General features: G+C 36.4%; 14 protein-coding genes. 11 read left to right on the forward strand and 3 right to left on the reverse strand.

What is annotated here, in order from left to right:
* Positions 1 to 38: 38 nt before the first annotated feature.
* A complete protein-coding gene (locus tag M2M59_RS00620) occupies positions 39 to 377 on the reverse strand; it encodes a heme oxygenase (protein ID WP_066791385.1) in 339 nt (112 codons plus the stop codon).
* A 311-nt stretch (positions 378 to 688) separates the two neighbouring features.
* Here M2M59_RS00620 and M2M59_RS00625 point away from each other — a divergent pair, with 311 nt between their 5' ends.
* The 7 genes from M2M59_RS00625 to M2M59_RS00655 all read left to right on the forward strand — a co-directional run bounded on the left by M2M59_RS00625 (position 689) and on the right by M2M59_RS00655 (position 8,043).
* Positions 689 to 2,251, forward strand: coding sequence for a sensor domain-containing diguanylate cyclase (locus tag M2M59_RS00625; RefSeq protein WP_249775165.1), 1,563 nt, complete (start codon positions 689 to 691; stop codon positions 2,249 to 2,251).
* A gap of 179 nt (positions 2,252 to 2,430) precedes the next feature.
* Positions 2,431 to 2,601, forward strand: coding sequence for an asparagine synthase (locus M2M59_RS00630; RefSeq protein WP_066792051.1), 171 nt, complete (start codon positions 2,431 to 2,433; stop codon positions 2,599 to 2,601).
* A gap of 71 nt (positions 2,602 to 2,672) precedes the next feature.
* Positions 2,673 to 2,996, forward strand: coding sequence for a DUF378 domain-containing protein (locus tag M2M59_RS00635; protein WP_066791389.1), 324 nt, complete (start codon positions 2,673 to 2,675; stop codon positions 2,994 to 2,996).
* A gap of 144 nt (positions 2,997 to 3,140) precedes the next feature.
* Positions 3,141 to 3,836, forward strand: a complete 696-nt coding sequence (locus M2M59_RS00640; protein ID WP_147198202.1) for an ABC transporter ATP-binding protein — start codon at positions 3,141 to 3,143, stop codon at positions 3,834 to 3,836.
* The gene (locus M2M59_RS00645; RefSeq protein ID WP_249775166.1) at positions 3,826 to 5,130 is read left to right on the forward strand and encodes an ABC transporter permease; all 1,305 of its coding nucleotides are present in this window, start codon (positions 3,826 to 3,828) and stop codon (positions 5,128 to 5,130) included. The genes M2M59_RS00640 and M2M59_RS00645 overlap by 11 nt, the downstream gene beginning before the upstream one ends.
* 322 nt (positions 5,131 to 5,452) lie before the next feature.
* Positions 5,453 to 6,871, forward strand: a complete 1,419-nt coding sequence (locus M2M59_RS00650) for a spore germination protein (RefSeq protein ID WP_249775167.1) — start codon at positions 5,453 to 5,455, stop codon at positions 6,869 to 6,871.
* Between the two features lie 80 nt (positions 6,872 to 6,951).
* Entirely contained in the window at positions 6,952 to 8,043 is a 1,092-nt protein-coding gene (locus M2M59_RS00655) for a Ger(x)C family spore germination protein (RefSeq protein WP_147198207.1), read from the forward strand.
* A 47-nt stretch (positions 8,044 to 8,090) separates the two neighbouring features.
* On the opposite strand, the gene M2M59_RS00660 is transcribed toward M2M59_RS00655, so the two are convergent.
* Positions 8,091 to 9,122 carry an NAD(P)/FAD-dependent oxidoreductase gene (locus tag M2M59_RS00660; protein ID WP_249775168.1) on the reverse strand — a complete coding sequence of 344 codons (1,032 nt, stop codon included), beginning with the start codon at positions 9,120 to 9,122 and terminating at the stop codon, positions 8,091 to 8,093.
* Positions 9,123 to 9,343: 221 nt separating this feature from the next.
* Between M2M59_RS00660 and M2M59_RS00665 the strand changes: the two genes are divergently transcribed.
* Genes M2M59_RS00665 through M2M59_RS00680 form a run of 4 tightly spaced genes read left to right on the forward strand, consistent with a single transcriptional unit; the run spans position 9,344 to position 13,246 of the window.
* Positions 9,344 to 10,387: an iron-siderophore ABC transporter substrate-binding protein gene (locus tag M2M59_RS00665; RefSeq protein WP_147198210.1), complete on the forward strand. Its 1,044-nt coding sequence runs from the start codon at positions 9,344 to 9,346 to the stop codon at positions 10,385 to 10,387.
* Between the two features lie 2 nt (positions 10,388 to 10,389).
* On the forward strand, positions 10,390 to 11,424 hold the full coding sequence (locus M2M59_RS00670) for a FecCD family ABC transporter permease (protein WP_249775169.1): 1,035 nt from the start codon (positions 10,390 to 10,392) through the stop codon (positions 11,422 to 11,424).
* A complete protein-coding gene (locus M2M59_RS00675; RefSeq protein WP_147198214.1) occupies positions 11,421 to 12,452 on the forward strand; it encodes a FecCD family ABC transporter permease in 1,032 nt (343 codons plus the stop codon). The genes M2M59_RS00670 and M2M59_RS00675 overlap by 4 nt, the downstream gene beginning before the upstream one ends.
* On the forward strand, positions 12,452 to 13,246 hold the full coding sequence (locus M2M59_RS00680) for an ABC transporter ATP-binding protein (RefSeq protein WP_249775170.1): 795 nt from the start codon (positions 12,452 to 12,454) through the stop codon (positions 13,244 to 13,246). The genes M2M59_RS00675 and M2M59_RS00680 overlap by 1 nt, the downstream gene beginning before the upstream one ends.
* A 130-nt stretch (positions 13,247 to 13,376) precedes the next feature.
* On the opposite strand, the gene M2M59_RS00685 is transcribed toward M2M59_RS00680, so the two are convergent.
* Positions 13,377 to 14,243, reverse strand: a complete 867-nt coding sequence (locus M2M59_RS00685) for a helix-turn-helix domain-containing protein (RefSeq protein ID WP_249775171.1) — start codon at positions 14,241 to 14,243, stop codon at positions 13,377 to 13,379.
* Positions 14,244 to 14,641: the final 398 nt, after the last annotated feature.

Genomic DNA, 14,641 nt, shown 5'->3' on the forward strand with positions numbered 1-14,641 from the left:
TCTTGCGAACAGTATTTCTGTACGCAAGAGCTTTTTTATTAGGCTTGTGTTGAAGCTTCAATGCGAGAAACGATTTCCGCTACAACAATTTGGCTTCCAAGCATTGGTGATTCTTTTGGACCCTCATTTGAATCAGCAGCTGGGCGTTTATGTGCTTGTTTAAATGCATCGCTTTCACGCCATTTTTTAAAGCCATCAAGGTTTTCCCAGTACATGTTGACGCTCATTTCATCATAATCTTCAAAGTCTTTGCTAACAGCTACTTCCACTTTTACAAAGCCTTCAAATGATTGTAATGCTCCAGGGCGAGTAAAGTTCGGCGCCATTTTCTCTGCAAATCCTTTTTTCACTTTGATACGGTTTGTTACTACGTACATCGTTCCATCGCTCCTTTGGATAAAATTTCTTTTCTTTAAAAGCGTATATCACTAGAGGTTCGAATGCAAATAAGAGACTTTATTTCTCCTAGTAGGATTGTCTCAAAATATTTCAACAGCTATGACGAAGAGCAAATTTGATATTTGTAAAAAAGGTTAACAAATCATTTTAATTACCAAAATACCTATTTACTGACAGTGATATTTCCTATTCTTCGTTCTTAATAAGCATATAAAGCAATCCAATATTCATGTATAATCTGCTAATGGTGTAACCTTTCAAATTTTTAAAAAATGAGTGAGTAAATCATATGAGAAAAAAATATTTGAAGCTGCAGCATTTAATTATAGGTGTTGCAATATTAGCATTCGCCTTAACAATCGGCAGCAGTCTTTTTAGTAGCTATCGAATGAATAAACAAACGCTAATGGATAATACGCTAGAAACAAATAGAGTATATGCAGAGAAGTTGGCAACGACTGCTAATAACTACTTAAATGAAACATTACAAACATTAACATATAATACTAATATTCTCGCAACCTATATAAATGATGAAAAGCGTCTATTAGAAGAGGCAGACCGGCTTAAAATGCAAACCAATACATTTAACTCTGTTTCTATTATTGATAAGAAGGGGGAAATTATTGCTACATCTCCCCAATCTCTCAACTTGAAGGGCAGAATGGCTGATTTACCTGCAGTAAAAAAGGCTTTAAAAGAACAAGAGCCAATGGTTTCTGACCCCTTCAAGGGCCTAACCCAAAAGGAACTGATATTTATATCAGCCCCTATATTCTCTAATAACGGAAAATATCTGGGGTTAGTAGGTGGCACTATCTATCTTGAGGAAAGTAATATTCTATATGAATTACTGGGCAATCATTTTTATAACGATGGTTCATATGTCTATGTAGTAGACCGTGGTGGTCGGATTATTTATCATCAAGATCACTCTCGTATTAATGAAGTTATAAAAAATAATGCAGTCATACAAAAAATTATGAGTCGGGAACCAAATGGAGCGCAACGTGTCATCAATTCAAAGGGTAAAGATATGCTGGCAGGCTATGCAATTGTCGGAAATGCGGGCTGGGGAGTCGTGGCACAAAGGCCGACGGACATATCCTTGGAGCCAGCAGTAACGATGGTTAAACAAATGTTGTACGTCGCATTTCCACTTCTTATTGTGACATTGGTTATTATCATTTGGGCAGCACTCAAAATATCTAAACCACTACAGCGCCTAGCAGAGCTAGCAGAGAACAGTATGCAAAAGGATGAGTCTAAGAACTTGTCTGATGTGAAAGCATGGTATTACGAGGTAAGGCAATTAAAGACGGCCTTAATTCAAAGTCTGAGCTTTTTACATCAACAAGTGACGTTCTTTATGGATCAATCAACAACAGATCCACTGACAGGGCTGACAAATCGCAGGACGCTTGATGTGAAGTTAAAGGAATTTACTACCGAGAAGATTCCATTTTCTCTCGTCATTATGGATATTGACCATTTTAAAGCTGTAAACGATACCTATGGACACAATGTAGGTGATGAAGTAATACAATTCTTAGCATCTCAAATCCGATCAGTTGCACGGCCATCAGATATTTGTTGTAGATACGGGGGCGAAGAATTTATCATGGTTTTGCCATACACCAATAATCAACAAGCCTTTGATATAGCAGAAAACTTGCGCAGAGAATTAGAAGCAACCAATAGTCCAACAGGAGAGCCAATTACCATTTCAGCGGGCATTGCTGAATATAATCATGCAGACATGTCTCCTTCCATGTTAATTGGGAAAGCAGACGAATGTTTATACCAGGCGAAAAAACAAGGAAGAAATCAGATAGTCATTGCTTCAAGCTAAGAATATTACTTAAAAAAACTGTATTTGAACTCCATTTATTTGGCGTTCATTTGCAGTTTTTTTATTAGGTTGGACATTGTCTTGTAAAAAAATACTTCTCTTCAGTTGTAGTATTAAATATGTCTGAATGCAAAAGATAACAAGGAATCTTAATCATTTGGGGAGGCGTTTTTATGGCGATGGATCGAGAAGGATTAATTCCTACCGTGCTTGGAACGGCAGTTACGATTACAGGTATGTCACTTCGCAATAATAAAGCTTTAAAGCCGATTTATAGAGGGTCGATCATTGGCTTTGGCCTTGCGCATGTGGTCTTAGGCGCCATAGACTTAGTCGAACATAGACGATAAAGATTCAATGGTGGGGTGGCTTTTTTGTCATCCCACTCGCTTTTCACTCTACAGCAGGGGAGGTGTTCAGGATGAAGACGATTTTGCGTATTGCCTTAGTACTAACAATTGTCGGTGCTATCAACTGGGGACTTATTGGTTTCTTTAGATTCGATTTGGTTGCTTCCTTATTTGGCGGGCAATTAGCGCCTATTTCTCGAGTAGTTTATGCACTTGTTGGCTTAAGTGGATTAGCATGTCTTACGCTTTTATTCATGCCTATCGGTGATGAAGCGGAAGAGACAATGGGAAGCGGACAAAGGAACTTCGACTATTCAACTGAGTTTGGGGAAGAAGAAGACTTTTCCAGATATCGGAATAAAGATGACGACAGAGATAAAGAAAATAAAGAATAACTCCTTATTAGAAGCCATTTTTATGGCTTCTTTTTTCATACATTCTAAGTAATCTTAAGAAAATCTTCATTTTCTTCCTACCTTTTTATTAAGAAAGTGGATATATACTGGAAAATAGAGTGAAAGAATAGGGAGGACGCGATTTTGATTCAATTACAGCATATTAGTCACACTTTTAAAATTGGAAAGAAAGGAAATGAAAGAGGGGTTCCTGTATTAAAGGATATCTCGTTTAATATTAATGATGGAGAGATCATCTCTATTGTGGGCAAAAGTGGCTCAGGGAAATCCACATTATTAAATGTCATAGCAGGTTTTTTAAAACCAGAAACAGGCTCCATTCATATGAATGGAAAGGAAACAACCAATTTTACCGAAGCGGAACACGCAAAATTCCGTATGGTGAATACAGGATTCATCTTTCAAAACTTTCAGCTGATGCCAGGATTGACGGCTAAGGAGAATATAGAGCTTCCACTCAAAATCAAAGGAGTTCCTAAGCAATCAAGAAAGCAACATGTACAAGAAATTTTACAGAAGGTAGAGCTAGAAAAAGTAGCAGACCACTACCCAAATGAACTTTCAGGTGGTCAACAGCAAAGAGTTTGTATAGCGCGTGCCCTGGTGACAAATCCACCGATTATACTCGCGGACGAACCTACAGGCAGCCTTGACTCAGAGACGGAACAAGAAATTTTACAGCTAATTAAACAATTAAACGTACAAATGGGCATCACCTTTGTCATTATTACTCATGACGAAGAAGTGGCTACGATTGCCAATAGAACATTCCGCATGCACGACGGAGTATTAAAGGAGGTAGAGACCGTTGCTATTTAAAGACCAAATAGATTTTGTTAGGCAGCATGTCAAGAAAAACCGGATGCGCATTTTTACAACCGTATTAGCAACTACAATGGGCTGTGCATTTTTGATTGTACTCGCTTCGATTGCTTTTGGTTTACAGGGAACCATGAAGGAAGAGATTCTATCCGATAGCGCTGTTACAAAAATTGAAGTGTATTCAAATGATGAAGAAAAGTTAGATGAAAAAGCGATTAGGAGCATACCTAATGTACAAGCAATTGTAAATAAATCAAATATCCAAGCCTCTGCATTTCCTACTGTAAAGTTTGAAAAAAGGAGTGGCAACAGCGAGATTAGCTTCAGTAATTTTGAACAAGCCAAGAAAGCAAAATTAAAATTGTCTCAAGGTACATATCCTTCAAAAAAGAATGAAGTTATTGTAGGGTACAACTTAGGGCAAAATTTATTAACGAAACAAGAATTAAAAGCGATGGAAAAAGAAGATGACACCACAAAAGAAAAGGAAAATAAGAAAGGGCTACAACAATCACTGTTAGGAAAAGAAATTACAGTTGCATTCCAAACAGAGGATGACAAAAAAACCAAAACACGTAACTATAAAGTAGTAGGTATTGGCGAAAAGCCAGTGAAAGAATGGTTAACAGATTCAACTATCCAAATGGATGAAGCAATGAAGCCAATCGTTCTCCGTGATTATAATAAGGTGGCTGATCAGAAGTTGAAAGAAAAAGACTTCTATTACGTAAGCCATGCAGTCTATGCTACAGATCTTGAAGCGGTAAAAGGTATTCTTAAAAAACTTAAATCTATGCACTTATCTGTTTACTCTGTCACAGAGCAATTAGATCAACTCAACGTATTTTTCTTAGCCTTAAAAATAGGTCTCATTTTTGTAGGAACAATTGCAGTATTGATTGCTTCCATTGGAATATATAATACGATGACAATGGCTGTAACCGAACGTATAAGAGAAATCGGTGTAATGAAAGCTATTGGAGCGGGACCAAGGCTAGTTCAGCGATTGTTTGTGATGGAAAGTGCCTATATAGGGATCTTAGGGACGGTGCTCGCCATTTTGATATCTTATATAATTAGTTTTGCCTCCAATCTTCTCTTACCAAAGATTTTAGAAGCTGTGATGCCTGAAAGTGGTATTGGCGAGTTAGGTATTCGCTTTTCAACAATACCATGGGAATTGGTACTAATTGCATCTGCAATTAGCATTGGGGTAGCAATTCTGAGTGGCTGGCGCCCAGCTCGAAAGGCAACTAAAATTGATGTTATTCAAGCACTTCGACAAGATTAAAGTCAAGTTCTGTTTTATCGAAAAATTAGTATGGCATTATTATGTTGGCCATATCTAAGTATATTACACAAATAGAAGAAGGCTCTCAGAAGGATACTCCATCTGTTAGCCTTTTTCTTATGCTTTTCTTAGCTTTACAAAAAGATTAAAATCGAAGCTCTTGGATAAAACAGTGAAAATGAAAGTGCGTTTATAAACTAGCAATGAGTTATTTTGTTTGAAATATAATTTTACGTTCCATACTAATTAAAGTAGGAATGTTAAGGAAATCGTAAGTTTTTTCAGACTCATAAAAAGAAAAGAAAAATAACGGAGGAATGAAATGCTCCAGCTAGAATCAATGGTTGAAAAATTGAAAGCCACTTTTTATAATTCGGTTGATTTTGTAGCAAGAGAGATCTCGTTCCCGACTGATCAATATGCTATTCTCTGCTACTATAGCTCGATGGTCAATGCAAAAGATGTACAAGACATAGTGAACGTGTTGAAAGTGCAAACAACTTTTAATGAAAAAGATTGGGATGCAACGACAGCCAGCCAAAAAGAAAATTATAACCTTGAAAAATTGGTTGAATATGTATGCCAAGGATATACGGTACTACTTTTATTAAATTCTCAACAAATGATTAGATTCACCATGCCAAATTTGCCTCACCGTTCTCCGGATGAACCGACAAATGAAGCCATCTTACGAGGTGCCCATGAAGGGTTTGTAGAAGATATAGACGTGAATTTGGGGCTCATTCGAAAAAGAATGCGAGTACCTGATTTAATTGTAAAAAAAATAACCGTTGGAACGGAAAACAAAGCAGAGGTATATTATTTCTATTTAGCACGTTTTGCAAATCAGAATAACCTCGCTGATTTAGAGCGAAAGCTTGAAAAAATGAAAGAGAAAGCGAATGGTTTATATGCATCAGGGCAATTGAATGATTTCATTGAGGATTCCCCGTATTCACCGTTCCCCCAAATTATGAATACCGAAAGACCAGACAGAATATTTGCTAATCTCACCGAGGGAAAAATTGTTCTAATGACTGATTATTCACCAACCGCTTTTGTAGCACCTGTTACATTATTTTCATTTTACCAATCACCTGATGATTTTAATAGTCGAGTCATAGTAGGGTCATTTTATAGAATGGTGCGGGTCGTTAGCTTCCTTACAGCTGTATATTTGCCTGCCTTTTATATTGCGATAGTTAGCTTTCATTATGAGATCCTACCCATCGAATTAAGCAAGAAACTTAAATTAGATATTAGTGAAATCCCCTTTCATCCGCTAGTTGAGGCATTAATAGTTGAAATCATTATTGAGCTGATTCGAGAGGCTAGTGTCCGGTTACCAAAGTCTTTAGTTCAGACTATTGGCATTGTCGGCGGTTTAGTTGTAGGAGATGTCATTGTTAGTGCAGGTTTAGTATCCAATATGGTGGTAATCGTAGTAGCATTAACGGCAATTTCGAGCTATGTTGTACCATCAGTTGAACTAAATACGTCAATACGCGTATTGCGTTTTCCTTTTATGTTTGCAGCTTCATTATTTGGCTTTTTCGGTATAGTGATTGGACTACTGCTGTTAAATATACATTTATGTAACTTGAATTCTTTAAAATCCCCTTATTTCTTCCCGCTTGTTCCATTTACACCTAATAAAATGGGGCAAATTTTATTCCGTGGAAAGCATACGAAGTCGACTGCGCAACCAAGCAGTTTTGATCCTGAAGGAAAGAAGATATAAATTTTCCATTGTAATTTAATTATATATTTTGAAATTATTGCCCATGTCCCAGTAGTTATTATCAAAGGAGGGAAAACTAAATGCATAAAATGATTTTTTTTCTCCTTATCGGCTCTTTATTCCTTAGCGGATGTTGGGATCAACGATTGTATAAAGAACTCTCTGTTATTTCTGTAGTAGGTATAGATGGATACATCGGAGATATAAGAGGATACTATGCGTACCCTAGTTCAAGTAGTGACCCTACTAAATATATAGTGCTTGAGGGCGTAGGTAAAACACTGAGAGAAGCAAGAATTAATGCCAATAAAAAAACCGAGCAAACGATGGATACTGCTGAGCTGACTACTGTATTAGTTAGTGAAGAATCAGCAAAGAAAGATTTATATGATCTGTTAGATGTTTATTATCGATCAGCTCAAAATCCCATGACTGCTAAGGTTGTGATAACAGAGGGCTCGACAAAAGACTTTTTGGAGTTAAAAGAAAGTTTTCCGAAAGAGATTGGAGAGTACTATTTAGACTTTATAGAGAGCTTTGAACAAGCGACAATATATCCTACAACTAGTTTACAACTTGCTGCTACGGGCATGTTTAGCGAAGGAAGGGACCTCGGCTTACCATATCTAAAAACCAGTGGTGAAAAAAAGCTTCCTGAAGCTGAAGGAATGGCCTTGTTTAATGAAAAAAAATACACTGGTGTGCATCTTTCATTAAGAGAATCCACTTTTGCTACATTATTAGGTTTTGGAAAATCAAAAATCGTTGAATTAGCTTACTTAGTGGATAAAAATGAAAGAAAAACTTCGGTTGGATTTAATGTCATCAACTTTAAGAAAAAAATGAAAATAACACAGAATGGAGATCAAATAAAGGTTCAGTATAAGGTGGACATGCCAATAATCATGACGGAATATCCGCCAGACAACTTAGATCGAAGAAAGAGAAGAGAAAAAGTAGAGAAGTTTATTGAAGGCAGAGTAGAAAAAGACATAGCTAGGATGTTTAAAAAATGCCAAGAAGTATCTTCTGATGTAGTCGGAATCGGAGAAGAAATTAGAGCCTATCATCCGCAGTTATGGAAAGAGGGCAAATGGAAAGAAGTTTATAAAGATATTAAAATAGAAGCAAAGGTAAATGTGGATATTGTTCGTAGTGGGAGTATTCGATAATTTGAATAAGGAGTTGCCATTATGGTGAATGGAACTCCTTGTGAATTTTAGGCATGAATTTCGGCTAGTAGTTGTTGATTTTTTTCATGGAATTTTTCATTGTGAGAAGAAACCATTGCATAGCTGTTAGCTTCAGGCTCGATATATTTTTTAACGCTATTAACAGCTAGTACCGCATCATTGAACGTACCAACGAGCAAATACACTTTATCGTCGTAGGAAACAATATCGCCCACAGCAAAAATTCCCGGTGTCGTTGTTTTGCATTGACCGATGCTTTCAAATAGCTGATTATCATTACGTTTTGGAGCAATCTTATTCTCGAAATCAAGTGAAACTTCATGATTATAGCCATGGCAAATTAATATATCGTCCATCATAATAGTTTGGATTTTCCCATTTTTCATAATATCAACTGTTTCGATGGCAGTCTTTTGTGCATTCGCATTTAATGTTTGAATTTCAGTATTAAGTAAAATATCAACGCCATGATCTTTTAATTTTTTTATCTGTGATTCATGAGCCTTTAAATCATTACTCCGATAAATAACCGTCAATTTTTTAGCGATAGGGAGTAATTCGCAAGCCCAGTCGATAGCAGCATTTCCCCCACCAGAGATTAATAATTCTTTGTTGCGAAAGCGCTCCATGCCATTGATGGTATAGTGCAGATTAGTCATTTCATATTTTTCGGCACCATCAATCTCTAATTTAATCGGTTGGAATATTCCACCGCCAATCGCAATAATGACTGTTTTTGAATAATGTTCTTCTCCTGAGTCTGTCATGATTGTAAAGATGTCACCTTTCTTTTCAATCCATTTCACTTTGGAATTCAGACATACAGTTGGCTCGAAAGTCATTGCTTGTTGAATTAAATTTTTTAAGAAGGCCTCACCTTGGATTGGTTGTTGCCCGCCAACATCCCAAAGCATCTTTTCTAAAAAAATATTCACTTTCCCGCCAAGCTGAGGATGGAATTCAATGATTTTCGTTTTTAAATCACGCATACCACTATAAAAGGCGCTATATAAACCTGCAGGGCCACCACCGACAATCGTTACATCATATAAATCCATGTTGTACACTCCTACTCGTTTAATCCGTACTTGTATAGTGATAATGATAATCCTTATCATTTATAAAAGCAAAAATAAATTTGCTTATCGGTGATTTTTCTTTTATAAAGGGGTTTTTAAAAATGATACTTCCCATTTTTTATTGACAATTTAGAAATTGAAAGTTATATTTTAGTAGTGATAAAGATTCTCATTATCAATTATAAATAGGAGTGTAACGAATGAAAAAAATAACAAAAGTGATGCTATTCGCAATTATGTCCGTTTTAGTACTTGCATTAGCCGCTTGTTCAGGTGATTCTTCTAAAGATAAAACATCGAGTGATAAAAAGACTGAATCAGCAGGTAGTGGTTATCCGATTAAAATTCAACATGCATTCGGAACAACAACAATTGATAAAAAGCCTAAACGTGTTGCAACGATTGCATGGGCAAACCATGATGTCGCATTAGCATTAGGTGTTGTACCTGTTGGTTTTTCAGCAGCCAATTACGGTATTAAGGATAACAAAACAGGAATCTTACCTTGGACAAAAGAAAAATTGGACGAGCTAGGTGCTAAGAGCCCGAATGTTTATCAAGATACAGATGGTTTAGATTACGAAGCAATCGCTGATTCTAAACCAGATGTGATTTTAGCTGCATACTCAGGTATTACAAAAGAAGAGTATAATAAACTAAGCGAAATTGCTCCTGTAGTCGCTTATAAAGATCAACCATGGGTAACTTCATGGCGCGATCAAGTGAAATACGATTCAATGGGTATGGGAATGAAAAAAGAAGGCGAACAATTAGTTAAAGATACTGAAAAGTTAATTGCTGATACTGCTGCAAAATATCCGGATATTAAAGGTAAAAAAGCCGCTTTTGGTATGTTCAATACAACTGATTTATCAAAATTCTACATTTACACACCATCAGATCCACGTGGTGAGATGTTAGAAGAAGTAGGGATGGAGTATCCTGAAGGCTTGAAAAAACAAATGAAAGACAATAAGAGCTTCTATCTTGAATTAAGTGCTGAAAATGCGGATGTATTGAATGATACAGAATTACTAGTTATATACGGTAATAGTACAACATTAAAAACACTTCAAAAAGATCCTATTCTAGGTAAAGTTCCAGCCATTAAAAAAGGTAATGTTGTAGTAATTGAAGATAATACACCTTTAGCAGCAGCTGGCACACCAAGCCCATTATCAATTAAATATACAATTGATGACTATCTATCTAAAATCTCAGAAGTGGCAAAAAACATTAAATAGTAATGGGAAACATTATTGAAAAAGGACATAAGCAAAGGTTACTACCAAAGCATTTAGCAAAAGTAGTAGCTCTTTTGCTTATTTTGCTCATTGTTAGTATTTTAATGTCCCTTGCGTTTGGTTCTCGTACGATCGGTCTAGAAGGGCTTATAGATGGCTTATTTCATCCTTCTGTAGAAGGTCATGAGGCAAGCGTTGTGCGACAACGTATCGCAAGGACGATTTTTGGTTTGATTTGTGGGGCAGCTCTCGGTGTATCTGGGGCACTGATGCAATCTGTCACACGTAATCCTATTGCTGATCCAAGTATTTTAGGTGTTAATACAGGTGCATCCTTATTTGTCGTTTGTGGCATTGCTTTTTTAAGCATTCAATCACCAAATGGATACATATGGTTAGCTATTATCGGTGCAATGTTGACAGCTGTTTTTGTCTTTGGCATTGGCTCGATGGGCGCAAGTGGTGCTACACCTTTAAAACTGATATTGGCGGGAGCGGCGACGACAGCTATTTTGTCTTCACTCGTAACAGCTATTTTAATCCCACGTACGAATGTCATGGATCAATTTCGCTTTTGGCAAGTAGGGAGTGTAGGCGCTGCCAATTGGGATTCAGTGCATATCTTTATTCCCTTCTTCATTGTCGGTTTGTTGATTGCCATTATAGTAGCCCCTGGCTTGAATGCATTAGCTCTCGGTGACGAAGTAGCGACAGGCTTAGGTGTTCGCACAGGTGTTATTCGTATGTTAGCGGCTTTTGCTGGAGTTTTACTTTGTGGGGCAGCGACGGCTTTAGCTGGTCCAATAGGCTTTATTGGTTTACTCGCTACCCATTTAGTACGGTTAGTAGTAGGACCGGATGTACGTTTCCTTATTCCTTTAGCAGCATTAGCTGGAGCAATCATTTTATTGATTTCAGACGTATGTGGACGCTTCCTAGGTAGTCCAGGCGAATTAGAAGTAGGAATATTAACAGCCTTTATTGGTGCGCCAATCTTAATATTAATTACAATGAAAGCGAAAATGCGTACAATATGATGAATGAGACTCTGAATACAATTATAAAAGCAAGAAGAAAACGTCGAAATCGGTATGTTAGTGTTACGATTATCTTAGCGATTATTACCATTGGTTTGTGCTGTACGATGATGATGCTCGGAAATACCATTTATCCTGTAACAGATGTCATCCACGTTTTGCTTGGTGAGACAATACCAGGTGCTTCTTTCGCCATTAATGAAATTCGTTTGCCACGTACTGTAGCAGGTTTATTCGCAGGTTTTGCTTTTGGTGCTGGAGGCTACATTTTCCAAACGATGCTGCGTAATCCATTAGCAAATCCCAATGTTATAGGGATTACAACAGGCTCTAGTGCGGCAGCAGTTTTTTGTATTATCGTGCTACATACAAGTAGTACGGTTGTTTCACTTGCTGCCGTTATCGGAGGGCTCGTCACAGTGGGGATTATTTATGGATTATCGAGAGGAACCTCTTTTGCTATTGGCCGATTAATTTTGATTGGTATCGGTATTCAAGCAATGTTAAACGCGGTAATTTCGTATTTAATGCTAATTGGTAAAACGAATGACTTATCAAACGCTTTGCGCTGGTTAAGCGGGAGTTTAAACGGGGCAGAGTTAGAGATGACATATCCGTTAATCATTGCAGTCGTAATTGTGACACCGGTGCTTATTTATTTTGCGAAACAACTTGAAATGCTAGAACTAGGTGAACAAGCGGCGACCTCTTTAGGCGTCAATACAAATAAAACGCGCGTCATCTTAATGATTAGTGCGGTATTAATTATCGCTTTAGCTACAGCCACAACAGGCCCCATTGCGTTCGTCGCCTTTTTAGCAGGGCCTATTGCCCAACGTCTTGTTGGGGTTGGGTTTTCAAATATTCTTCCAGCAGGTTTAATTGGGGTTATTTTAGTCTTAGGCGGAGATCTAATTGGTCAGTTTGCCTTTGAAACCCGTTTTCCGGTAGGTGTTATTACAGGGATTATTGGTGCACCATATTTAATTTACTTGCTAATTCGTATTAATCGAAAGGGAGATATTTAATGACAACTCATACATTTGAAACGAAGAATATTCAATCAGGATATGATAATAAAACCATTTTAAACGACGTTAACTTATCGATTCCGAGTAATCAAATTAGCATCATTATTGGGGCTAACGGGTGTGGGAAATCAACACTTCTAAAAACAATGGCACGTTTAATTAAGCCAACGGGTGGAGATGTGCTATTAGATGGTAAATCCATTCATAAAATGGCACCAAAACAATTAGCGAAAGTATTAGGACTGCTTCCTCAGTCACCAATCGTACCGGAAGGCATTACAGTAGCAGATCTTGTTGGTCGTGGTCGCTTTCCTCATCAAAGCGTCATGAAGGGCTGGTCGAAGAAGGATTATGAAGCTGTAGCAGAAGCATTAGAATTGATGAACATTACCGAATTTGCTGATCGAAATATCGATGAATTATCAGGTGGACAAAGACAGCGTGTTTGGATTGCGATGGCATTGGCACAGCAAACGGACATTTTATTTTTAGATGAGCCAACGACATATTTGGATATTACATACCAAGTAGAGATATTAGATTTATTAACAGATTTAAATAAAAAGTATGGAACAACGATTGTGATGGTGCTGCATGATATTAACTTGTCCGCACGCTATGCAGATTATTTGTTCACAGTAAAAAATGGCCAACTCATTGCAGAGGGGGCGCCTACTGAAATTATAACGGCAGATTTAATTAAAGAAACCTTTCAGTTGGATTGCCAAGTTATTAACGATCCAGTATCTAATACGCCACTTATCGTTCCGATTGGTCGTCATCACGCATGAATTTTAGGCTAGAGCCGAATAAATAAGACACCTCACTTTTGCATTAGTAAAAGCGGGGTGCCTTTTTAATATGTAATAGTCCGATCATAAATACGTTTGGTAAAACCAATTCATTAATAGCTGAGGGATTTTATTTAATAACGGCCAGTTTTTCCTCTAAGTATAATTCATGATTGTTAGCTAAATTGATATCACCTAAAAAACGCATAGTTTGAATAGCATTTTGTGCCATTTCGGTACCGATTGTTTGATTGCCAGAAGCGATGTTATAGATTCCTTTTAAAAACATTAGCTTTGTTTTTTCAAAGTAAAAATCTGTGCCTTCGGAGATTTTCTCAACATATTGTATGAACTGATGCGTTTCTTTCCACTTATTTGCTTCTACGCAAAAGACTATAGTGTTTAATAGTACCTTAATAACTTCTTCGTTAAATTTCTTTATATTTTTATAAACTTCCGTTTTTTGGGTTAACTCTTTAGAAAGTGTTATCACTAAATCTTTATTTAATATATGCATTGTATTGCCAAACAGCATGATTTCGTAAAATCCCCAATTATCTACACTAAACAGGTAGTCACTTATATTAATTAAATCATCTTTCTGAAAGATGATGGTTGGATCTAAATTATGTGCTAATGCTTTGATCATAATTGAATTATATAGGTAACTGGTTATATTATACTTTAACCACTTTCCATGTTCTTCTTCTTCTATCTTGAGCAATAACGCTAGATCATTATTTTCATATGCACGTTTAATGTTATTCAATATGTTTTCCAGGTGAGTCGGTTTATAGTCGTTCGAAATAAACATAAATTCTTCTAAAGTTAAATTTAATCTATCGAGCAATAAGGAGAACTTTGATAAAGAGATATCTGAATTTCCACGTTCAAATTTTGATAGAAAAGATACACTGATAATTCCTTTAGATACTTCTTTTAATGAATAGTTTTTGCTTAATCTAATATCCCTGAAAACATATCCTAAGTAATTCATTTTTCTCACTTGCCCCTTTATATTTTACTATATGACAATTTTAAGTTTTTTGATAAATTAAGTATATAATATCTATGATGAGATAAAAAATAGAGAAAAGGTCTTATTGTATCTAAGTCTATTTACATTTCTTATCAGAAAGAAAATATAAAGGAATAAGGGGGATATAACAATGAAGAAAATGAATTTAAAACACCTATTAAATGTAGGATTAGGTATTCTAATTATCATTGGAGCTGGAAAAGCGAGTTTTCTAGCTGAAACTCTAATTAAATAAAATTCAATTTTAAAACCAATGCGATAAGAAGTTCTTACTTTCTTTTATTTGTTCCCTTAAAGATAGTAGAATCTCATGGTTGTCATATTGCTATTTATTTTATTGAGTTAATTTGTTAATC

The sequence above is a fragment of the Rummeliibacillus sp. G93 genome (genome assembly GCF_023515935.1).
In the GTDB taxonomy this organism is placed as follows: domain Bacteria; phylum Bacillota; class Bacilli; order Bacillales_A; family Planococcaceae; genus Rummeliibacillus; species Rummeliibacillus stabekisii.

Bases quoted from the DNA above. Each gene is read 5' to 3' on its own strand.
- M2M59_RS00620 (WP_066791385.1), bottom strand. From the start codon at position 377: ATGTACGTAGTAACAAACCGTATCAAAGTGAAAAAAGGATTTGCAGAG.
- M2M59_RS00625 (WP_249775165.1), top strand. From the start codon at position 689: ATGAGAAAAAAATATTTGAAGCTGCAGCATTTAATTATAGGTGTTGCA.
- M2M59_RS00630 (WP_066792051.1), top strand. From the start codon at position 2,431: ATGGATCGAGAAGGATTAATTCCTACCGTGCTTGGAACGGCAGTTACG.
- M2M59_RS00635 (WP_066791389.1), top strand. From the start codon at position 2,673: ATGAAGACGATTTTGCGTATTGCCTTAGTACTAACAATTGTCGGTGCT.
- M2M59_RS00650 (WP_249775167.1), top strand. From the start codon at position 5,453: ATGCTCCAGCTAGAATCAATGGTTGAAAAATTGAAAGCCACTTTTTAT.
- M2M59_RS00655 (WP_147198207.1), top strand. From the start codon at position 6,952: ATGCATAAAATGATTTTTTTTCTCCTTATCGGCTCTTTATTCCTTAGC.
- M2M59_RS00660 (WP_249775168.1), bottom strand. From the start codon at position 9,122: ATGGATTTATATGATGTAACGATTGTCGGTGGTGGCCCTGCAGGTTTA.
- M2M59_RS00665 (WP_147198210.1), top strand. From the start codon at position 9,344: ATGAAAAAAATAACAAAAGTGATGCTATTCGCAATTATGTCCGTTTTA.
- M2M59_RS00670 (WP_249775169.1), top strand. From the start codon at position 10,390: ATGGGAAACATTATTGAAAAAGGACATAAGCAAAGGTTACTACCAAAG.
- M2M59_RS00675 (WP_147198214.1), top strand. From the start codon at position 11,421: ATGATGAATGAGACTCTGAATACAATTATAAAAGCAAGAAGAAAACGT.
- M2M59_RS00680 (WP_249775170.1), top strand. From the start codon at position 12,452: ATGACAACTCATACATTTGAAACGAAGAATATTCAATCAGGATATGAT.
- M2M59_RS00685 (WP_249775171.1), bottom strand. From the start codon at position 14,243: ATGAATTACTTAGGATATGTTTTCAGGGATATTAGATTAAGCAAAAAC.